Source organism: Pseudorhodoferax sp. Leaf267 (genome assembly GCF_001422405.1).
GTDB lineage: Bacteria > Pseudomonadota > Gammaproteobacteria > Burkholderiales > Burkholderiaceae_C > Pseudorhodoferax.
Map to the genome: position 1 here is coordinate 22,543 of NZ_LMMV01000021.1, position 19,979 is coordinate 42,521.

14 protein-coding genes are annotated in these 19,979 nt (G+C 69.1%); 9 read left to right on the top strand and 5 right to left on the bottom strand.

What is annotated here, in order from left to right; translation table 11 throughout:
• Positions 1 to 9: 9 nt before the first annotated feature.
• On the top strand, positions 10 to 3,816 hold the full coding sequence (locus ASF43_RS17210; protein ID WP_056183659.1) for an EAL domain-containing protein: 3,807 nt from the start codon (positions 10 to 12) through the stop codon (positions 3,814 to 3,816).
• An 81-nt stretch (positions 3,817 to 3,897) separates the two neighbouring features.
• Positions 3,898 to 4,281 (top strand): hypothetical protein, encoded by a 384-nt coding sequence (locus ASF43_RS17215; RefSeq protein ID WP_056183661.1) that lies wholly within the window; start codon positions 3,898 to 3,900, stop codon positions 4,279 to 4,281.
• 19 nt (positions 4,282 to 4,300) lie between these two features.
• Here the strand turns inward: ASF43_RS17215 and ASF43_RS32055 are convergent, their stop codons facing one another.
• A complete protein-coding gene (locus ASF43_RS32055) occupies positions 4,301 to 6,004 on the bottom strand; it encodes a DEAD/DEAH box helicase (protein WP_056183663.1) in 1,704 nt (567 codons plus the stop codon).
• Between the two features lie 296 nt (positions 6,005 to 6,300).
• Between ASF43_RS32055 and ettA the strand changes: the two genes are divergently transcribed.
• Complete coding sequence (ettA, locus tag ASF43_RS17225; RefSeq protein WP_056183665.1) at positions 6,301 to 7,962, top strand: energy-dependent translational throttle protein EttA; 1,662 nt, start codon at positions 6,301 to 6,303, stop codon at positions 7,960 to 7,962.
• 44 nt (positions 7,963 to 8,006) lie between these two features.
• Here the strand turns inward: ettA and ASF43_RS17230 are convergent, their stop codons facing one another.
• Together ASF43_RS17230 and ASF43_RS17235 are read right to left on the bottom strand one after the other, a co-directional pair.
• Positions 8,007 to 9,365, bottom strand: coding sequence for a TAXI family TRAP transporter solute-binding subunit (locus ASF43_RS17230; RefSeq protein WP_056183667.1), 1,359 nt, complete (start codon positions 9,363 to 9,365; stop codon positions 8,007 to 8,009).
• A 5-nt stretch (positions 9,366 to 9,370) separates the two neighbouring features.
• Positions 9,371 to 10,387: a P1 family peptidase gene (locus ASF43_RS17235; protein WP_056183670.1), complete on the bottom strand. Its 1,017-nt coding sequence runs from the start codon at positions 10,385 to 10,387 to the stop codon at positions 9,371 to 9,373.
• 188 nt (positions 10,388 to 10,575) lie between these two features.
• Here ASF43_RS17235 and ASF43_RS17240 point away from each other — a divergent pair, with 188 nt between their 5' ends.
• On the top strand, positions 10,576 to 12,735 hold the full coding sequence (locus tag ASF43_RS17240; protein ID WP_056183672.1) for a bifunctional diguanylate cyclase/phosphodiesterase: 2,160 nt from the start codon (positions 10,576 to 10,578) through the stop codon (positions 12,733 to 12,735).
• Between the two features lies 1 nt (position 12,736).
• Here ASF43_RS17240 and smpB read toward each other — a convergent pair whose 3' ends face one another.
• Entirely contained in the window at positions 12,737 to 13,210 is a 474-nt protein-coding gene (gene smpB, locus ASF43_RS17245) for an SsrA-binding protein SmpB (protein ID WP_056183674.1), read from the bottom strand.
• Between the two features lie 69 nt (positions 13,211 to 13,279).
• On the opposite strand from smpB, the gene ASF43_RS17250 reads away from it, so the two are divergent.
• Positions 13,280 to 13,720 carry a type II toxin-antitoxin system RatA family toxin gene (locus ASF43_RS17250; protein ID WP_056183676.1) on the top strand — a complete coding sequence of 147 codons (441 nt, stop codon included), beginning with the start codon at positions 13,280 to 13,282 and terminating at the stop codon, positions 13,718 to 13,720.
• The gene (locus tag ASF43_RS17255) at positions 13,720 to 14,061 is read left to right on the top strand and encodes an RnfH family protein (RefSeq protein WP_056183678.1); all 342 of its coding nucleotides are present in this window, start codon (positions 13,720 to 13,722) and stop codon (positions 14,059 to 14,061) included. Before ASF43_RS17250 ends, ASF43_RS17255 begins: the two co-directional genes overlap by 1 nt.
• A gap of 4 nt (positions 14,062 to 14,065) precedes the next feature.
• On the opposite strand, the gene ASF43_RS17260 is transcribed toward ASF43_RS17255, so the two are convergent.
• A complete protein-coding gene (locus tag ASF43_RS17260) occupies positions 14,066 to 14,560 on the bottom strand; it encodes a DUF4124 domain-containing protein (protein WP_056183680.1) in 495 nt (164 codons plus the stop codon).
• 70 nt (positions 14,561 to 14,630) lie between these two features.
• Here ASF43_RS17260 and guaB point away from each other — a divergent pair, with 70 nt between their 5' ends.
• From guaB to ASF43_RS17275, 3 genes are all read left to right on the top strand, one after another.
• Positions 14,631 to 16,100 carry an IMP dehydrogenase gene (gene guaB / locus ASF43_RS17265; protein WP_056183681.1) on the top strand — a complete coding sequence of 490 codons (1,470 nt, stop codon included), beginning with the start codon at positions 14,631 to 14,633 and terminating at the stop codon, positions 16,098 to 16,100.
• Between the two features lie 93 nt (positions 16,101 to 16,193).
• Positions 16,194 to 17,795 carry a glutamine-hydrolyzing GMP synthase gene (guaA, locus tag ASF43_RS17270; protein ID WP_056183683.1) on the top strand — a complete coding sequence of 534 codons (1,602 nt, stop codon included), beginning with the start codon at positions 16,194 to 16,196 and terminating at the stop codon, positions 17,793 to 17,795.
• A 14-nt stretch (positions 17,796 to 17,809) separates the two neighbouring features.
• Positions 17,810 to 19,861: a RecQ family ATP-dependent DNA helicase gene (locus ASF43_RS17275; RefSeq protein ID WP_235578284.1), complete on the top strand. Its 2,052-nt coding sequence runs from the start codon at positions 17,810 to 17,812 to the stop codon at positions 19,859 to 19,861.
• Positions 19,862 to 19,979: the final 118 nt, after the last annotated feature.

Genomic DNA, 19,979 nt, shown 5'->3' on the forward strand with positions numbered 1-19,979 from the left:
TCGCCTTCCGTGAAGAAAAACCAGCCAGACATTCCCTCCGACAGCATTCCGGGCGATCCGGATGCCCCACCGGATCCGGAATTCGACTGGCTCGTGGCGCCCCTGCTGCAGGCCCTGGGCCCGCAGGCAGACTCGGCGGCCCTGCGCAGCGCGGTGGCGGCCAGCGAGCTGCGGTTCCGGCAAATGGCGGGCCGCGTCGACCTCACGGCCCACACGCGAGCCCAGCAGGAAGCCAGGCGCAACGTCGAGGACCAGGGCCGCATCGCGCGGCTGCAGAAGGACATGGCCTCCCTGGAGATCGACCTGCCCACGCTGATCGCGCGCGTCGTGCAGCCCATGCAGGAACTGGTCGGTGCAGACGGCTGCTCGCTGGAGCTGCTGGAAGACGATGGCGCCCTGATCGTGCGCGCCGGCAGCGGGCGCATGCAGGCTCTGGTCGGTGTGCGCTCCAACCGCGAGATTAGCCTGTCGGGCAAGGCCATGGCCGCGCGCCAGGTCATGCTGTGCGACGACACGGAACAGGACGAGCGCGTCGACCGCCACATGGCGCGCAGGGCCGGCGTGCGCTCGCTGATCACGGCGCCGCTGCGCTCGGGCGACAAGCTGTTGGGTGTGCTGGTGGCGGTCTACACGCGGCCCAACGCCTTCTACGACCGCGATGTGGGCAACCTGCGCATCCTGGGGGAGTCGCTGGGCGTCACCATCGACCGGCACCGCATGAGTGCGCAGCTGCGCGCCTCCGAGGCGCAGTACCGCATGCTGTTCGAGCGCGACCCGCAGCCCATGTTCGTGGCCGAGCCCGGCACGCTGCGCATCCTGGCGTCCAACGTCGCGGCCACCGAGCAGTACGGCTACGAAGAACCGGAACTGCTGGCCATGGCGATGCCCGATCTGCTGGCCGTCGATGAAACCCGCGGGCGCACGCAGCAGCCCGGCGCCAGGTTCCTCGACATGCGGCTGCGCCACCGCCGCAAGAACGGCGAGGAGTTCGACGTCGAGATCTCCGGCGCGAACATCGAGATCGGCAGCGGGGTGGCGCGCCTACTGCGCTGCAGCGACGTCACCCAGCGCGTGCGGGCCGAAAGCGAACTGGCGCGCGTGAGCCGGGCCCAGCGCATGCTCGCGGCCTGCAATGAGAGCCTGGTCCGGGCAACCTCGGAGCAGGCCCTGCTGGGCGAGCTGTGCCGCATCACGGTGGACATCGGCGGCTACACCATGGCCTGGGTCGGCTTTGCGCGCGATGACGCAGGTCGCAGCGTGGAGCCCGTGGCATCCGTGGGCGACAGTGGCGGTTACGTCGGCAGCTTCCCGCTGACCTGGTCGGCCGACGACCCGCAGGGCCACGGCCCCGTGGGCCGCACGATCCGCAGCGGCGAGCTCGTGATCATCGAGGACGTGGAGCAAGACCCGCTGTGCCAGTCCTGGTACCCGCACGCCCTGGCGCATGGCTTTCGCAGCATGGTCTGCCTGCCTTTGCGCGAGGGCGACCACACCTTCGGGCTGTTCTACCTGTACCGGGCCGAGGTGGCCTCACTGAGCCAGGACGAGGTCGACCTGCTGCGCGCGCTGGCCGGCGACCTGGCCTTCGGCCTCGTGAACCTGCGCGCGCGCGAACGGCAACGCCGCACGCAGGAGATGCAGCAGCGCATCCAACTGTCCATGCTCAAGGTCGCCGCCGCCGTCTCGGCCAGCACCGGCACCGAGTTCTTCGAGCAGCTGGCGCACAACATGGCCGACGCGCTGGGCGCCCAGGCCGGCTTCATTGCCACGCTGCGGCCCGACGCGCCCGGTGTGGCGCGCACCATGGGCGTGGTCGTGCAGGGCAAGGTGCGGCGCAACTTCGATGCGCCGCTGCACGGCACGCAGCTGCTCACGCTGCTGGGCCGGGGCGACTGGATCGTGGAGCAGGGTGTGGCCGAGGCGCTCGCGCCGTATCCGCTGCTGGCCGGCATCGATGCGCAGGCCTACGCGGGCCACAGCCTGCTGGACGCGGCCGGGCGCGTGGTCGGCCTGGTGCTCGTGGCATTTGCCAAGCCCCTGCGCCACCGCGAGTTCGTGGCGCCCACGCTGCGCATCTTCGCTGTGCGCGTGGCCGCCGAACTGGACCGGCGCCAGGCCGACGAACACAGCCGGCACCAGGCCTCGCTGCTGGACAAGGCACGCGACGCCATCGTGGTCAGCGACATCGGCGACCGCGTGCTGTACTGGAACAAGAGCGCCGAGCGCCTGTACGGCTGGACCGCGGCCGAGGCGATCGGGCAAACCGTGGCCGCGCTGCTGTACGACGACGAGGCCGCGGCCGGCCATGCGCACGACCAGTTGCTGGCCAGCGGTGAATGGAACGGCGAAGTCTCGCGCCGGCGCAAGCAGGGCAGTGCGGTGCTGGTCGAGGCGCGCTGGACGCTGGTGCGCGACGACCAGGGCGCGCCGCAGTCCGTGCTCATGATCGACACCGACATCACGCAGCGCAAGGCGGCCGAGGCCAAGATCCAGAAGCTGGCGTTCTACGATGGCCTGACCAGCCTGCCGAACCGCCAGCTGCTGCAGGACCGCCTGCACAAGGCCCTGTCCACCTGCGTGCGCCACGGCACTGGCGGCGCGCTGCTGTGCATGGATCTGGACAACTTCAAGACGCTGAACGACACGTTGGGCCACGACAAAGGCGACATGCTGCTGCAGCAGGTGGCGATGCGGTTGGTGTCCTGCGTGCGTGAGGTCGACACCGTGGCGCGGCTGGGCGGCGACGAGTTCGTGATCGTGCTCGAAGAGCTCAGTGCGGTGACGGCCGAAGTCGCCGTGCAGGCGCGCAACGTGGGCGAGAAGATTCTGGCCACGCTTGCACAGCCCTATCGGCTGGACGGCTACGAGCACCAGAGCACGGCCAGCATGGGCGTGGCGCGCTTCGGGCCCGACACCGAGAGCGTGGGCGAGCTGCTCAAGCAGGCCGACATCGCCATGTACCAGGCCAAGAACGCAGGGCGCCACACGCTGCGGTTCTTCGACCCCGGCCTGCAGGCGGCCGTGACCGCGCGCGCTGCATTGGAAGGCGATTTGCGCCAGGCCTTCGTGCAGCGCGAATTCTTCCTGCAATACCAGCCGCAGGTGGACGATGCGAGCCGCATCACCGGCGTCGAGGCCCTGGTGCGCTGGCGCAACCCCTTGCGCGGCCTGGTGTCACCGGCCGACTTCATCCCGCTGGCCGAAGAGACCGGCATGATCCTGCTGCTGGGCCAGCGCGTGCTGGAGATCGCCTGCAGGCAGCTGGCGTCGTGGCGCGACCGGCCCGGCATGGGCGACCTCACGATGGCGGTCAACGTCAGCGCGCGCCAGTTCCGCCATGCCGACTTCGTGCGGCAGGTGCGCACGGTGCTGGAGCACAGCGGGGCCAACCCCGAGCGCCTGAAGCTGGAGCTGACCGAAAGCGTGCTGGTGGACGACATGCAGGCCACCGTGTCCAAGATGGATGCGCTGCGCTCGCTGGGTGTGCGCTTCGCGCTGGATGACTTCGGCACAGGCTATTCGTCGCTGAGCTACCTCAAGAAGCTGCCGCTGGACCAGCTCAAGATCGACCAATCGTTCGTGCGCGACGTGCTGGTCGACGCCAACGACGCGGCCATTGCGCGCACCGTGATCGCGCTGGCGCAAAGCCTGGGGCTGGGGGTGATCGCCGAGGGCGTGGAGACGGCCGAGCAGCGCGACTTCCTGGCCAGCCAGGGCTGCCATGCATTCCAGGGCTACTACTTCAGCCGGCCGCTGCTGGCCGATGCGCTGGAGACGCTGCTGCAGGAGCGCCCGCTCGCGCTGGTCGCCGGCTGATGGCCAAGCAGGGCGCCGGGCGGCATGTGGCCTGCGCAGCGCACGCGATACTCGCCGCCTCGATGCAACGCAGGACACGACATGACGACTTTGCGCACCACCATTTTGTTCACCGACGCCGACGGCCGCGCCCGCTTCAAGGATGAAGAGGTGCCGCTGGACCAGGGCACGGCCCAGTCCATGCTGTCGGCGCTGCGCCCGAGCGGGGGCTACCAGCTGCGCGAAAGCCCGGTGGGTTTTCGCAGCCAGTTCCATGTCACGGTGACGCCGCAGTGGGTGGTGATCCTGACCGGCCAGATGGAAATCGGCCTGCAGGACGGCAGTTCACGTGTATTCGGCCCGGGTGAGCATTTCTACTCGGCCGACGTGCTGCCGCAAGGCGCCACTTTCGACGCCAGCGTGCACGGACATTGGAGTCGCCAGGTAGGCGACCAGCCCTTGCGCACGCTGTTCGTGCGGGACTGAGCCCGCACGAAGATCAGGCTCAGCGGCCGTAGCCGCCGCGCGAGCCCTGGCCGCCGCGGCCACCGCCGCCGCCGTAGCCACCACCGCCGCCGCCGCCACCACCGTAGCCGCCGCGCCCGCCACCACCGCCGCCGAAGCCGCCGCGGCCACGGCCGGCGGACATGCTGTCCACGCTCGTGCGCATCGGGTCGGGCTGGCCGCCTGCACCACCGCCGCCGCCGGTGCCACGCGGCGCGGGCTTGCTGCGACCGCCCAGCGTGGACGTGCGCATCGGGTCGGGCTGGCCATGCGTGTGGCCATGTCCGCCACCACCACCGCCGCCGCCATGGCGCGGGCCGTTGCCATTGGCCGGGCGTGCCGGCTGGTGGCGCGGCTGGCCGCCACCACCGTTGCCCCCGCGCGGGCCGGCGCTGCGGCCACCGCCGCCGCCGGACTCACCCTTGCTGTCGCGCATGCGCTGCATCATCTCGCCGCGCGCAGCCTTGGCTGCGGCCTGCATGACTTCGCGGCTCGGCGGCTTGCCGGCACCGCCCCACAGGGTCTGGCGGCCCATGGCGATGGGCTCGGCCTTCTCGCCCGCGTCCGGGCCGAAGCCTTCGACGATCTGCACCGGGATGCGCTGCTTGGTGAAGTCCTCGATGTCCTGCATGAAGCCTTCCTCGTCCATGCACACCAGGTTCACGGCTTCGCCGCTGGCACCGGCGCGGCCCGTGCGGCCGATGCGGTGCACGTAGTCTTCGCTGATATTCGGGATCTCGTAGTTCACGACGTGCGGCAGCTCGTCGATGTCGATGCCGCGCGCGGCGATGTCGGTCGCCACCAGGGCGCGGACCTCACCGGTCTTGAAGCCGGACAACGCCTGCGTGCGCGCGCCCTGGCTCTTGTTGCCGTGCAAGGCCATGGCCGTCACGCCGTTCTTGGACAGGAACTCGGCGACGTGGTTGGCGCCGAACTTGGTACGCGTGAACACCAGCACCTGGCTCCAGTTGTGCTGGTTGATGATGTGCAGCAGCAGCGCCTTCTTCTTGGCGCGGCCCACCGGGTGGATCACCTGCGTGATGCGCTGCACCGTGGTGTTGCGCGGCGTGACCTGGATCGATTGCGGGTCGCGCAGCAGCGTGGCGGCCAGGTCGCGGATCTCGTCGCTGAAGGTGGCCGAGAACAGCAGGCTCTGCTTGGCCTTGGGCACGGCGGCCAGCACCTTCTTCACGTCGTGGATGAAGCCCATGTCCAGCATGCGGTCGGCTTCGTCGAGCACCAGCACCTGCACCTGGCCCAGGTCCAGCACGCCTTGCTGCAGCAGGTCCAGCAGGCGGCCGGGGGTCGCCACCAGGATGTCCACGCCCTGCTTGACCTTGCTGATCTGCGGGTTCATGCCGACACCGCCGAACACGACGGTGGAGGTGAGCTCCAGGTACTTGCCGTAGGTCTGGACGGATTCCTCGACCTGGGCGGCGAGCTCGCGCGTGGGCGTCAGCACCAGGGCGCGGATGCCCTTGCCGTTGAACTTGTTGCGCGGGGCTTCGGATTGGGAGAGGCGCTGCAGCATGGGCAGCACGAAAGCGGCGGTCTTGCCGGTGCCGGTCTGGGCACCGCCGAGCAGGTCTCGGCCTTCCAGGACAACCGGGATGGCCTGGGCCTGGATCGCGGTCGGGGTTTCATAGCCTTGCTCGTGCACGGCCTTGAGGATGGCCGGAGCCAGGTTCAGTTCTTCGAATTTCATGAACTACAGTGAGGCGCCCGTCCGGGCGCTAGGAGATCGGCCTGTAGCGATGGGGTTCCATCGCACCAGTCTTAGGCAGACATTGCTTGAGGAGTGAGACCCGTCACGACACCGGTGGTGTGTGCAGGCCCCCAGCGAAGTGCTGGCGTCGAGGCCGGCTGGAGGCCTACGACAGGGCGCATTGTCGCACGCAGGGGATAATCCCTCGCACCGCCGGGTTCTCCGGTCGCGTTTTTCTCCGTTTCGTGATTTGCCGGGCATCGCCTGGCAGCAAACTTTGCACAGGATCCATCTGCATGGCCCAGTACGTCTACACCATGAACCGCGTCTCCAAGACCGTGCCGCCCAAGCGGCAGATCTTGAAGGACATCTCGCTCAGCTTCTTCCCGGGCGCCAAGATCGGCGTGCTCGGCCTGAACGGCTCGGGCAAGTCGTCGCTGCTCAAGATCATGGCCGGCGTCGACAAGGAGATCGAGGGTGAGGCCATTCCCATGGCCGGCCTGTCGATCGGTTACCTGGAGCAGGAGCCCAAGTTGAACCCCGAGCACACGGTGCGCGAGGCCATCGACGAGGCCATGGGCGAGGTCAACACGGCCAAGGCCCGGCTCGAGGAAATCTACGCCGCCTACGCCGAAGAAGACGCCGACTTCGACGCGCTGGCTGCCGAGCAGGGCCAGCTCGAAGCCGTGATCGCGGCGGCCGGCACCGACTCGGAACACCAGATCGAGATCGCCGCCGACGCGCTGCGCCTGCCGCCATGGGACGCCAAGATCGGCCTCTTGTCCGGCGGCGAGAAGCGCCGCGTCGCGCTGTGCAAACTGCTGCTGTCCAAGCCCGACATGCTGCTGCTCGACGAGCCGACCAACCACCTGGACGCCGAGTCCGTCGAGTGGCTGGAAGTGTTCCTGCAGCGCTTTTCCGGTACCGTGGTGGCCATCACACACGACCGCTACTTCCTGGACAACGCGGCCGAGTGGATCCTGGAGCTGGACCGCGGCCGCGGCATTCCATGGAAGGGCAACTACAGCACCTGGCTGGAGCAAAAGGGCGAGCGCCTGGCGCAGGAGCAAAAGAGCGAAGAAGCCCACGCCAAGGCCCTGAAGAAGGAACTGGAATGGTCGCGCCAGAACCCCAAGGCGCGCCAAGCCAAGAGCAAGGCACGGCTGGCGCGCTTCGAGGAGCTGTCCGACGTCGACTACCAGAAGCGCAACGAGACCAACGAGATCTTCATCCCCGTGGCCGAGCGCCTGGGCAACCAGGTCTTCGAGTTCAAGGACGTCAGCAAGAGCTTCGGTGACCGCCTGCTGATCGACAAGCTCAGCTTCAACGTGCCGGCTGGCGCCATCGTCGGCATCATCGGCCCCAACGGCGCCGGCAAGTCCACGCTGTTCAAGCTGATCGCCGGCCGGGAGAAGCCCGACAGCGGCGAGGTCATCGTCGGCCAGACCGTGAAGATGGCCTTCGTCGACCAGCACCGCGACGAGCTGGCCAACGACAAAACCGTCTGGGAGGACATTTCGAACGGCCTGGACATCATCAACGTCGGCAAGTTCCAGATGGCCAGCCGCGCGTATGCGGGCCGCTTCAACTTCAACGGCCAGGACCAGCAGAAGAAGGTCGGCAACCTGTCCGGCGGCGAGCGTGGCCGGCTGCACCTGGCCAAGACGCTGATCCAGGGCGGCAACGTGCTGATGCTCGACGAACCGTCGAACGACCTGGACGTGGAAACCCTGCGCGCGCTCGAAGACGCGCTGCTGGAATACGCGGGCACCGTGCTGGTCATCAGCCACGACCGCTGGTTCCTGGACCGCATCGCCACCCACATCCTGGCCGCCGAGGGCGACTCGCAATGGGTGTTCTTCGACGGCAACTACCAGGAATACGAGGCCGACAAGAAGCGCCGCCTGGGCGAAGAAGGCGCCAAGCCCAAGCGCGTGCGCTTCAAGGCACTGAAGTAGGCCCGCCAGCCCCCAAAACGAGCCCGTCCTGCGCGACGGGCTTTTTACTTTGCGGGGGCCGTGGTGGCAGGTGCGCCGTGCGCCTGCAACCGCTTGCGCGTCGCATGGATGTTGTTGCGCAGCGCATAGAGTTCGTCCGCGTACGACAGCGGCACGGCCACCTTGTTGACAACGCGGTCGAGTTCGTTGAGCTCCTCCAGCAGCGGCGCCACGTCGGCGTCGCCTGCGTCCAGCCGGGCCTCGATCTCGCGCAGCCGGCCATACCAGCGGAACACGCGCGAGCGCACGCGGAAGGTGTAGAGCGGCGGCACGATGCGCGACAGCGGCAGCAGCAGCACCACGAGGCCGCCCAGCACCAGCCACATGCGCTCGATCAGGTTGCTGGCCCAGAACGGCATGTAGCGCTGCCAGAACGGCGGCGTGCCGTTGATGGCGCGGTCGCCCTCGGCGCTGACCGGCAACTCGCTGGTGCGCGTGTTCGGGAAGTCGCGCGCGCGGTTGAACCAGCCTGCACCGCCGTGGATGGTCTGCGCGGCCTGTGCGAACAGCTGGCGCAGGGCTGGGTGGGTGTCGCCGCGTGACAGCAGCGAGGTCGTGGTCGCGACCATGGCCACGTCGTCGGCCGGCACATCGGCGCGCAGGTCGACGATCCCGCGCGGCAGGCTCACGGCCGAGAAGAACGGGAAGATGCGCGTGTAGGCGTCGCTCTGGCGCAAGTCCAGCAGGCCGATGCCGGGCGTGCGCAGCAGTCGCTGCACCAGCGGCGATTCAGGGGCCGAGGCCAGCACCACCGCGTCGAGCAGGCCGGCCTGCAGCGCTTCGGTCGCGGGGCTCTGCGCCAGGTTGGAGAGCTGCAGCGCGGCCGGGTCCAGCCGGTTGGCCCGCAGCATGCGCGCCATGATGTCGGGCACGCCGCTGCCGGCGCTGTCCACGTTCACGCGCAGCGGCCGCAGGTCGGCCAGCGCATCGAAGGCGCCCTTGCGCTGCGCGGCGCTGCGGCGCACGGCGTCTTGGCGGTAGAAGATCCACAGCGGCTCGTAAAACAGCGCACCCAGCGAGACCAGGCCGGCCTCTTCGTCGGCCACCGGGTCGGCGCTGCCGCCGCGAACGAAGGCGACGTCGGCCTCGCCGCGGCGCAGCAGCGCCAGGTTGTCCACGGAGCCGTCGGTGGCCTTCAGCACGACCGTGATGCCGTTGGCGCGCAGCGCCTCGGCATAGCGCCTGCCGAACTCCGCATAGGCACTGCCTGCCGGCCCCGTGGCCAGGGTCACGCTGCGCGGTGGTTGCGGCTCCAGATACCAGTAGGCCGCGGCCAGCACGCCGATGGCCAGCAGCACCACCGGGCCTGCCGAGGCGAGCAGGTCGCGCAGGCCCAGCAACAGGAGCTTGATCAGCCGCGGCACCAGCGTCAGCCCCTGGACGCCATTTCGCGTGCCGACGGCAGCCGCAGCGCGCCTGCGCTTAGGCTTTCGGCGGCCCAGACGGCCTGGAGCACGGCGCGTGCCGTGGCCTCGGCTGCCATCGTGGCCAGCACCATCATGCCGGGCGAGGGCGCCTGGGCCAGGCCCGTGGCCAGCGCGAAGACGGTGTCGCCGTCGGACATGGTGTGGACCGGGTTGATCGTGCGCGCCAGGCCATCGTGCCCGGCCTGCGCCAGGCGGCTCGCCTGCACCTTGGTCAAGGCGGCGTCGGTCGCGATCACCGCCAGCGTGGTGTTGGTGCCGGCCAGCAGCGGGCGCGGAATGTCGCCCGCCAGCAAGGCGCGCCGCGTGCCCCACAAATGGGCGCCGTCAGGGCTGCGGGCGCCGGCGACGGGCTGGCCGGTGTCGGGATCGACCACGTCACCCAAGGCATTGCAGGCAACGAGCGCGCCGACCGTCACGCCGTTCACACGGACGGAGGCCGTGCCGATGCCGCCCTTCATGGCCCGCGCAGCGCCGAACACTTTGCCGACCATGGCGCCCGCACCGGCGCCGACATTGCCCTGCGACAGGGCCTGGGTGGTCGCGGCGGCGCAGGCTGCGTAGCCCGCGGCGGCGTCGGGGCGGATGCGCGCATCGCCGACCGGCAGGTCGAACAGCACGGCGGCAGGCACGATCGGGATGGTGGCAAAGCCCACGTCCAGGCCGATGCCTTGCTCCTCCAGCCAGCGCATCGCGCCGTCTGCGGCGGCCAGCCCGAACGCGCTGCCGCCAGCCAGCAGCACGGCGTGCACGCGCTCGACGAGGTTGGCTGGCGCCAGCAGATCGGTCTCGCGCGTGCCCGGCGCGCCGCCGCGCACGTCCACGCCGCCCACCGCGCCGCCGCGCGCGAGGACCACGCTGCAGCCCGTGGGCCGGCGCGTGTCGGTGAAATGGCCAACGGCGATGCCGAGGACATCGGTGATGGCGCCGGCAGGCGCGGGCGGGCGGGCAGGGGTCGACATGGCGGCCGATTATGGGCGGGCCGCTGACGCGGGGGCGGGCGCGACACGTCCGGCGGCGCAGCGTGTTTGGGCCTCAGCTGCTTGACTTTTGTGCCGAATGTGGGCGATAAGAAGTTCGTTATTGGCAATAATCATCCAGAGCCTCGATGGCGTGCGCCGCATGCCGAGATCGTCCGTGGACATTCGCGATGACTTTTCTTCCCACCTCGTACAACCTGCTCGGCGTGATGGCGTCGGTCGTGATTGCGTCCTTCGCTTCCTATGTGACGCTGGACCTGGCACGGCGCGTGCGCCGCCCCGAGCGCACCGCAGCCGCGCTGTGGTGGGCGGGCGGCTCCATCGTGATGGGGACGGGCATCTGGGCGATGCACTTCGTGGGGATGCTTGCGTTCTCGGTGCCGATCGTGCTCGGCTATGGCTACGGGCTCACGCTGGCGTCCTGGCTCGCGGCTGTAGCCACCTCGGGCATCGCGCTGGGCATCGCCAGCCTGGGTGCGCTGACCTGGGGTCGCGTCGTGGCCGGCGCCAGCGTGATGGGCCTGGGCATCTGTGCCATGCACTACACCGGCATGGCTGCGCTGGACATGGCGCCGGGCATCGTCTGGAACATGGGCTGGGTCGTGGCGTCTGCCGTCATCGCCGTGGTCGCATCCGGTGTCGCACTGGGCCTGTTCTTCTGGCTGCGCGCGTTCAACGGCGTGCGAAGGATGCTCTATCAGCTGCTGGCCGCCGGCGCCATGGGTCTGGCGATCTCGGGCATGCACTACACGGGCATGGCCGGTGCCGGCTTTCCCGAGGGCGCGGTCTGCCTGAGCGCCGACGCGCTGGGCGGGCCGGCGCTGGCGGTGGCCGTGGCGGCCGCCTGCCTGCTGATGCTGAGCCTCACGCTGGTCATCGCCACGCTGGACAGCCGCATGCAGGCCAGGACCGGCACGCTCAATTCCTCACTGCAGCAGGCCAACGCGCAACTGCAGTCGGCCAACGACGAGCTGCACCGCCGCGCGTTCAGCGACCCCCTGACGGGCCTGCCGAACCGCCTGCTGTTCGAGGACCGGCTGGCACACGCACTGTCGCGCAGTGAGCGCACGGCGGACCGTATCTCCAGCCGCAGGACCGAGAAGATCGGCGTGCTGTTCGTCGACCTGGACGGCTTCAAGCCCGTGAACGACTCGTTCGGCCACGCGGCCGGCGACCAGGTGCTCAAGGAGGCCGCGGCCCGGCTGCAGGGCATGGCGCGCGAGAGCGACACCGTGGCGCGCGTGGGCGGTGACGAATTCCTGATGCTGGTGGAGGACGCGGGCAACGTGGCCGACTGCATGACGCTGGCCAACCGCATCGTCGAAGCGCTGGGCCGGCCGTTCGACATCGCCGAGCGGCAAGTGCAGATCGCGTGCTCGATCGGCATCGTCGTCTGGCCGGACCAGGGCCAGCGCGAGAAGCTGGTGGCCAACGCCGACGCCGCCATGTACGCAGCCAAGCGCAACGGCGGCAACAGCTATGCGCTGTTCGAGTCGCACATGGACCACCGGGCCGGCGAGCAGCTCGGCCTGCAGAGCGATCTGCGCATGGCGATCGAACGCGGCCAGCTGGCGCTGCACTACCAGCCCAAGATCGACGGCCTGCGCGGCCAGATCCACGGCGTGGAGGCCTTGCTGCGCTGGCAGCACCCGGAGCACGGCATGGTGCCGCCGGACGTGTTCATCCCCATGGCCGAGCGCTTCGGCCTGATCAACAAGCTGGGCGCCTGGGTCATCGACGAGGCCTGCCGGCAGATGCAGGCCTGGGCCGATGCGGGCGTGCGCATGCGGGTCTCGATCAACCTGTCCGTGCACCAGCTACGCGAGCCCGACCTGGTCAGCCGCATCGAGCAGGCATTGCGCCGCAACTTCGTGCCGCCCGCGCACCTGCTGTGCGAGATCACCGAGTCCGTGGCCATGGAGGACATCAAGGCCACCCAGCGTGCCTTCGAGGACCTGGCGCGCATCGGCGTGTTCCTGTCGATCGACGATTTCGGCACCGGGTATTCCAGCCTGAGCTACCTGCGCCAGCTGCCGGCGCGCCAGCTCAAGATCGACCGCAGCTTCGTGCAGGACCTGGAGAGCAGCAACGATGCGCGTGCCGTGGTCGATGCCGTGGTGCGGCTCTCGCATGCGCTGGGCCTGCGCGTGGTGGCCGAGGGCGTGGAAACCGCCGGCCAGAGCGACATCCTGCTGGAGATGGGCTGCGACGAACTGCAGGGCTACTTCTTCGCCCGCCCCATGCCGGCCGAGATGCTGCTGGCCTGGACCGAGGGCCGCAAGCCCAGCAACGCCGTGGATTTCTCGCCGTCGGTGGTCGGGGGGCTGTGAGTCAGCGGTTGCGCGACTTCATCGCGCGCTCGACCTCGCGCTTGCCTTCACGGTCCTTGATGGTGTCGCGCTTGTCGTGCTCGGCCTTGCCCTTGGCCAGCGCGATCTCGCACTTGACTTTGCCGTCCTTCCAATGCAGGTTCAGTGGCACCAGGGTGTAGCCCTTTTGCTCGACCTTGCCGGTCAGCCGCTTGATCTGCTCCTTGTGCAGCAGCAGCTTCTTGGTGCGGATGGCGTCTGGGTTCACGTGCGTGGACGCGGACTTGAGCGGGTTGATCTGGCAGCCGACGACGAAGAGCTCGCCATCGCGCACGATCACATAGCCGTCGGTGAGCTGGACCTTGCCTTCGCGCAGGGCCTTGACCTCCCAGCCTTCCAGCACCATGCCGGCCTCGAACCGCTCCTCGAAGAAGTAGTTGAAGGCCGCCTTCTTGTTGTCGGCGATGCGTGAAGAGGCGTCGGGTTTCTTGGCCATGGAGGGTCCAGATGGGGATGCGGCGCCGGTCTGCAAGGCGTGTCTACAATTTGGCGAGCTTTCGATTCTATGAAAACCGTTCAGAAGTCCGTCCTCATCTGGTACAGCCCCGAGCAGATGTTCGCCCTGGTGACCCAGGTCGACCAGTACCCGAAGTTCCTGCCGTGGTGCGACCGCGCAGCCGTGCTCGAGCAGGATGCGCAGGGCATGACAGCCGAAATCGGCATCGCGTTCGCCGGCATCCACCAGAGTTTCACGACCCGCAACACGCACGTGGAGAACCGCCAGGTCGGCATGCGGTTGGTCAAGGGGCCGTTCTCGCAGCTGGAGGGCGACTGGACTTTCGCGCCCGTGGGCGACGGCAGCCAGCAGGCCTGCAAGGTCGGCCTGGAACTGCGCTACGGCTTTTCCAGCATCGCCTTGGCCGCTGTGGTGGGCCCGGTGTTCGACCGCATCGCCGGCAGCATGGTCGACGCCTTCGTCAAGCGCGCCGAACAGGTGTACGGCTGATGGCCACCGGCTTGCAGGTCGTCGTCGCCGTGGCGGCGGGGCCGCGGCAAGTCCACGAAGTGAGCTTGCAGCTCGCCCCAGGCGCGTGCGTGGCCGATGCGCTGCAGGCCTGTCAAGCGCTGCCCCTGTTCGCGGGGCTGGAGCTGGCCCGCATGCCCACCGGCATCTGGGGCCGCACCGCGGGGCCGGCGCAGGCGTTGCGCGATGGCGACCGCGTCGAGCTGTACCGCCCCTTGCTGGTCGATCCCAAGGTTGCCCGGCGCGAGCGCTTTGCGCGGCAGGGCGCACGCGCGACGGGGCTGTTCGCGAAGAAACGGCCCGGCGCCAAGGCCGGCTACTAGCGGCTCAGCTGCAGTCGCTGGCGATGATGGACTGCAGCCGGCGGCTCTCCGCCGCGCGGGTTGCGTCGTCGATGAATTCGCGCTCGCCGTTGGCGTCAGTGCGCGCGAGGCGCACACCGGAGTCGTAGGTCGTCTTGGCCTGGCGCGCACGCGCGCAGTTGTCGGCGCGTGCCCTGGCCTGCGCCTGCAGTTGCGCGGCCTTCTTCGCCTCTTCCTGCGCCTCGGCCTGCTGGCGCCGCTCTTCGAGCTCCTTGTCCTTGCCCGCGAGCCTGGGCACGGCAGCGGCCGGCGGTGGCGCCACCGACGCGGCGGCTGCGGCCGGGGCGGGTCGGAGGGCGCCGGGGCGGCGCAGGATGCGCGATTCGGGCACATCGCTGGGCGGCGGCCGGTCGCTGAACACGAGCTTGTCGTTCTGGTCGCGCCATTGCCATTGCGCTGCGGCCGGCAGGGCCAGCGCCAGGCCGGCCACCAGCAGCAACAGCGTCGAGATGGTTCGCATCCGGACCAGTTTAGCGCTGGACTTCAGCACGCAATTCGCACGGGTACAATCTTTTTTTTGGAGCTTTCACATGCGCCTCCTCGGAAAAGCGCTCACCTTCGACGACGTGTTGCTGGTGCCGGCGTATTCCCAAGTCCTCCCCAAGGACACCTCTCTCTCCACGCGGTTCTCCCGCAACATCAGCCTCAATTTGCCCCTCGTGTCCGCCGCCATGGACACGGTCACCGAAGCGCGCCTGGCCATTGCCATCGCGCAGGAGGGCGGCATGGGCATCATCCACAAGAACCTCACGCCGCAGCAGCAGGCCGCCGAAGTGGCGCGCGTCAAGCGCTATGAGTCGGGCGTGCTGCGCGACCCGGTCGTGATCACGCCCGACCACACCGTGCTGCAGGTCATGCAACTGTCCGATGAGCGCGGCATCTCGGGCTTCCCGGTGCTCGAGGGCGGCAAGGTCATCGGCATCGTGACGGGGCGCGATTTGCGCTTCGAGACGCGCTACGACATCCCCGTGCGCGAGATCATGACGCCGCGCGAGCGGCTGATCACGGTGAAGGACGGCACGACGCCGGCCGAGGCCAAGGCGCTGCTGAACAAGCACAAGCTCGAGCGCCTGCTCGTCGTCAACGACGCGTTCGAGCTCAAGGGCCTGATCACGGTGAAGGACATCACCAAGCAGACCAGCTTCCCAAACGCCGCACGCGATGGCTCGGGCAGCCTGCGCGTGGGCGCTGCGGTCGGCGTGGGCGAAGGCACGGAAGAGCGCGTCGAGGCCCTCGTGAAGGCCGGGGTCGACGCCATCGTGGTCGACACCGCGCATGGCCACAGCAAGGGCGTGATCGAGCGCGTGCGCTGGGTCAAGCAGAACTACCCGCAGGTCGACGTGGTCGGCGGCAACATCGCCACCGGCGCGGCCGCACTGGCGCTGGTCGAGGCAGGCGCGGACGCGGTCAAGGTCGGCATCGGCCCGGGCTCGATCTGCACCACGCGCATCGTGGCCGGCGTGGGTGTGCCGCAGATCATGGCCGTCGACAGTGTTGCCACGGCCCTGGCCGGCAGTGGCGTGCCGCTGATCTCGGACGGCGGCATCCGCTACAGCGGCGACATCTCCAAGGCCATCGCGGCCGGTGCGCACACCGTCATGATGGGCGGCATGTTCGCGGGCACCGAAGAGGCGCCCGGCGAGGTGATCCTGTTCCAGGGCCGCAGCTACAAGAGCTACCGCGGCATGGGCAGCATCGGCGCCATGCAGCAGGGCAGCGCCGACCGCTACTTCCAGGAAGCGACCACCGGCAACCCGAACGCCGACAAGCTCGTGCCCGAAGGCATCGAAGGCCGCGTGCCCTACAAGGGCTCGATGATCGCCATCGTGTTCCAGATGGCCGGTGGCGTGCGGGCCAGCATGGGCTACTGCGGCTGCGCGACCATCGAGGAGATGCGCGAGAAGGCCGAGTTCGTCGAGATCACGGCGGCCGGCATCCGCGAGAGCCACGTGCACGACGTGCAGATCACCAAGGAAGCGCCGAACTACCGGGCAGAATGACCCGGTCGACCGCCGCGCAGCCACCGCAAGCCTGACGTTTTTTTCGACCCACCGACACGGGCAGCACGCGCTGCCCGTTTCACTTGGCAGACCATGCAACACGACAAGATCCTCATCCTCGACTTCGGCTCCCAGGTCACGCAGCTGATCGCACGCCGCGTGCGCGAAGCCCATGTGTATTGCGAGATCCACCCGAACGACGTGGACGACGCCTTCATCCGGGAGTTCGCGCCCAAGGGCATCATCCTGTCGGGCAGCCATGCCAGCACCTACGAGGAAGAGGAGCTGCGCGCACCGCAGGCGGTCTGGGATCTGGGCGTGCCGGTGCTGGGCATCTGCTACGGCATGCAGACCATGGCCGCGCAACTGGGCGGCACGGTGGAGTGGAGCGACCACCGCGAGTTCGGCTACGCCGAAGTCCGCGCCCGCGGCCACACGCAATTGCTCGAAGGCATCCAGGACTTCGGCACCCCTGAAGGCCACGGCATGCTCAAGGTCTGGATGAGCCACGGCGACAAGGTCACGGCCCTGCCGCCCGGCTTCAAGCTCATGGCCAGCACGCCGAGCTGCCCGATCGCCGGCATGGCCGACGAGGCGCGCGGCTATTACGGCGTGCAGTTCCACCCCGAGGTCACGCATACGCTGCAGGGCAAGGCGCTGCTCGAGCGCTTCGTGCTCAAGATCGCCAACACCCAGCCCGACTGGGTCATGCGCGACCACATCGCCGAGGCCGTGGACAAGATCCGCGAGCAGGTCGGCGATGAGGAGGTGATCCTGGGCCTGTCCGGTGGCGTCGACTCCAGCGTGGCCGCCGCGCTGATCCACCGCGCCATCGGCGACCAGCTGACCTGCGTCTTCGTGGACCACGGCCTGCTGCGCCTGAACGAGGGCGACATGGTCATGGACATGTTCGTCGGCAAGCTGCACGCCAAGGTGATCCGCGTCGACGCCAGCGATCTGTTCCTGGGCAAGCTGGCAGGCGTCAGCGATCCCGAGGCCAAGCGCAAGATCATCGGCGGCGAGTTCGTCACCGTGTTCAAGCAAGAGGCCGCCAAGCTCGTCGGCTCGGGCGCCAAGGGCGCCAAGTGGCTGGCCCAGGGCACGATCTACCCCGACGTGATCGAGTCCGGCGGCGCCAAGACCAAGAAGGCTGTCACGATCAAGAGCCACCACAACGTCGGCGGCCTGCCCGAGCAACTGGGCCTCAAATTGCTGGAGCCGCTGCGCGACCTGTTCAAGGACGAAGTGCGCGAGCTGGGCGTGGCCCTGGGCCTGCCGCCCGAGATGGTGTACCGCCACCCGTTCCCCGGCCCCGGCCTGGGCGTGCGGATCCTGGGCGAGGTCAAGAAGGAATACGCCGACCTGCTGCGCCGCGCCGACGCGATCTTCATCGAGGAACTGCGCAACTTCCGCGACGAAGCGTCTGGCAAGACCTGGTACGAGCTGACCAGCCAGGCCTTCACGGTGTTCCTGCCGGTCAAGAGCGTGGGGGTGATGGGCGACGGCCGCACCTACGACTACGTGGTCGCGTTGCGCGCCGTGCAGACGAGCGACTTCATGACCGCCGACTGGGCCGAGCTGCCATACGCGCTGCTCAAGAAGGTGTCGGGCCGCATCATCAACGAGGTGCGCGGCATCAACCGCGTGACCTACGACGTGAGCAGCAAGCCGCCGGCCACCATCGAGTGGGAATGAGCTGAAGGCGCGCCGTGGGGCTGGCCGACACGCACCTGCGCAAAGTCCTCGCCGCGATGGCGGGGCCTGCTGCCCAACCGCGTGAAGACCAGACCGCGGCCGTCGCCGCGCTGGTCGAGGAACGGGCCCGCGTGCTGGTCGTGCAGGCCACCGGTTGGGGCAAGTCCGCCGTCTACTGGGCGGCGACCTCGGCACTTCGCGCGCAGGGCAAGGGCCCCACGCTGATCGTCTCGCCGCTGCTGGCATTGATGCGCGACCAGGTCGACGCAGCCGCACGCGGTGGGCTGCGTGCCGCGACCATCAATTCGACCAACCTCGACGCCTGGGACCCGATCTTCGAGGACATCGCCGCCGACCGGCTGGACGTGCTGCTGGTCTCGCCCGAGCGGCTGGGCAACCCCGGTTTCGCGCGGCGCCTGCCCACGCTGCTGGCCACGACCGGCCTGGTGGTGATCGACGAGGCGCATTGCATCTCCGACTGGGGCTTCGACTTCCGGCCCGACTACCAGCGCCTGGCCAAGACGCTGCTGGGCATCGAGGCCGACACGCCCGTGCTGGCCACCACGGCCACGGCCAACCACCGCGTCACCGAAGACATCGCACGCCAGCTGGGACCAGAGACGCTGACCTTTCGCGGCTCGCTCGCACGCTCGTCGCTGCGCCTGGCGGTGGTGCCCAAGCTCGGCGCGCTGGAGCGCCATGCCTGGGTGGCCGATGCGCTGGAGACTTTCGCCGGCTCGGGCATCGTCTACGCGCTCACGGTGGCCGACACCGAGCGGCTGGCCGGCTTTCTGCGCTCGTGCGGGTTCGAAGTCGCGGCCTACCACGGCGGGCTGGAGACGGCCGCGCGCCAGCAAATCGAGGACGACCTGCGCGGCAACCGACTGAAGGCCGTGGTCGCGACATCCGCGTTGGGCATGGGCTACGACAAGCCCGACCTGGCGTTCTGCATCCATGTCGGCTCGCCGGCCTCGCCTGTGGCCTATTACCAGCAGGTCGGCCGCGCGGGCCGGGCGCTGGACGACGCCGTCGCCGTGCTGCTGCCGGCCGAGACCGACGAGCGCATCTGGGCCTACTTCGCAACGGCTGGCGTACCCGACGAGAAACGCGTGGGCCAGATCCTCAAGGCACTCGCCACGGGGCCACAGAGCCTGCTTGCGCTGGAGAACAGCACGTCCATCCGGCGCGGGCGGCTCGAAGGCCTGCTGAAGATCCTGGCGGTGGAAGAGGTCGTGCAGCGCGAAGGCACGGCCTGGGCGCTGACCGGCCAGCCCTGGACCTTCGACGCCCAGCGCTGGCAGGCACTGGCCCAGGTCCGCCAGCGCGAGGCCGACCTGATGCGCGCGTTCGCCGCGGGGCAGGGCTGTCTGATGCGCTTTTTGCAGGTGGCGTTGGACGATCCCGCGCCCAGCGACTGCGGTCGCTGCAGCGTCTGCACGGGCCGGCTGCCGGACCCAGGCGCTCACCCGGGCGCCGACCGTGTCGCGGCCGCGCGGGCCTACGCGCGCGGGCAGGACGTGGTGATCGAGCCGCGCAAGCTATGGCCCACTGGCGGCGCGCGCAAGGGCCGCATCACGGGTTGCAGCGAGGGTCGCGCGCTGGCGTTTGCCGACGATCCCGGCTGGGCCGAGGCGCTGCTGCCGCTGTTAGGGGCGCCCGACGCCCCGGCACCCCAGGCGGTGCTGGACGGCGTGGTCGGCGTGCTCGGCCGTTGGCGGCGCAGCTGGGGCGACAGGCCGGTGGCCGTGGTACCCATGCCGTCGGCGACCCATCCGCAATTGCTCGGTTCGGTGGCGGCCCATATGGCGCGCGTGGGCAGGCTGCCGCTGGTCGACGCCCTGCGGTTGGCTGGCCCTTTGCCGGATGCCGACCTGGCCTCGGCTGCCAAGGTGGCGACGTTGAACCGGGCCTTGGTGCTGCATGACGACGTGGTGCTGCCGCCTGGGCCGCTGCTGCTGGTGGATGTGCGCTACCGCAGCGGCTGGTCAGCGACCGTGGCCGCCGCGCTGTTGCGTGAAGCAGGCGCCGAGGCTGTGCTGCCCCTCGTGCTGCACCAGACGCCTTGAGACCAGTCTCCTCGGAGCACCGGCACCGAGGCATGTCAACAGCAGGAGGCTGCGGGGCAGAGTCAGTGGCTGCGACACAAATCCATGTCCGACAGCGGGCACCGGGGCTTCAGTGTCC

What these genes read in the sequence shown, in the direction of transcription:
- ASF43_RS17215 (WP_056183661.1), top strand. Translation starts at nt 3,898, where the DNA reads ATGACGACTTTGCGCACCACCATTTTGTTCACCGACGCCGACGGCCGC.
- ASF43_RS32055 (WP_056183663.1), bottom strand. Translation starts at nt 6,004, where the DNA reads ATGAAATTCGAAGAACTGAACCTGGCTCCGGCCATCCTCAAGGCCGTG.
- ettA (WP_056183665.1), top strand. Translation starts at nt 6,301, where the DNA reads ATGGCCCAGTACGTCTACACCATGAACCGCGTCTCCAAGACCGTGCCG.
- ASF43_RS17235 (WP_056183670.1), bottom strand. Translation starts at nt 10,387, where the DNA reads ATGTCGACCCCTGCCCGCCCGCCCGCGCCTGCCGGCGCCATCACCGAT.
- ASF43_RS17240 (WP_056183672.1), top strand. Translation starts at nt 10,576, where the DNA reads ATGACTTTTCTTCCCACCTCGTACAACCTGCTCGGCGTGATGGCGTCG.
- smpB (WP_056183674.1), bottom strand. Translation starts at nt 13,210, where the DNA reads ATGGCCAAGAAACCCGACGCCTCTTCACGCATCGCCGACAACAAGAAG.
- ASF43_RS17250 (WP_056183676.1), top strand. Translation starts at nt 13,280, where the DNA reads ATGAAAACCGTTCAGAAGTCCGTCCTCATCTGGTACAGCCCCGAGCAG.
- ASF43_RS17255 (WP_056183678.1), top strand. Translation starts at nt 13,720, where the DNA reads ATGGCCACCGGCTTGCAGGTCGTCGTCGCCGTGGCGGCGGGGCCGCGG.
- ASF43_RS17260 (WP_056183680.1), bottom strand. Translation starts at nt 14,560, where the DNA reads ATGCGAACCATCTCGACGCTGTTGCTGCTGGTGGCCGGCCTGGCGCTG.
- guaB (WP_056183681.1), top strand. Translation starts at nt 14,631, where the DNA reads ATGCGCCTCCTCGGAAAAGCGCTCACCTTCGACGACGTGTTGCTGGTG.
- guaA (WP_056183683.1), top strand. Translation starts at nt 16,194, where the DNA reads ATGCAACACGACAAGATCCTCATCCTCGACTTCGGCTCCCAGGTCACG.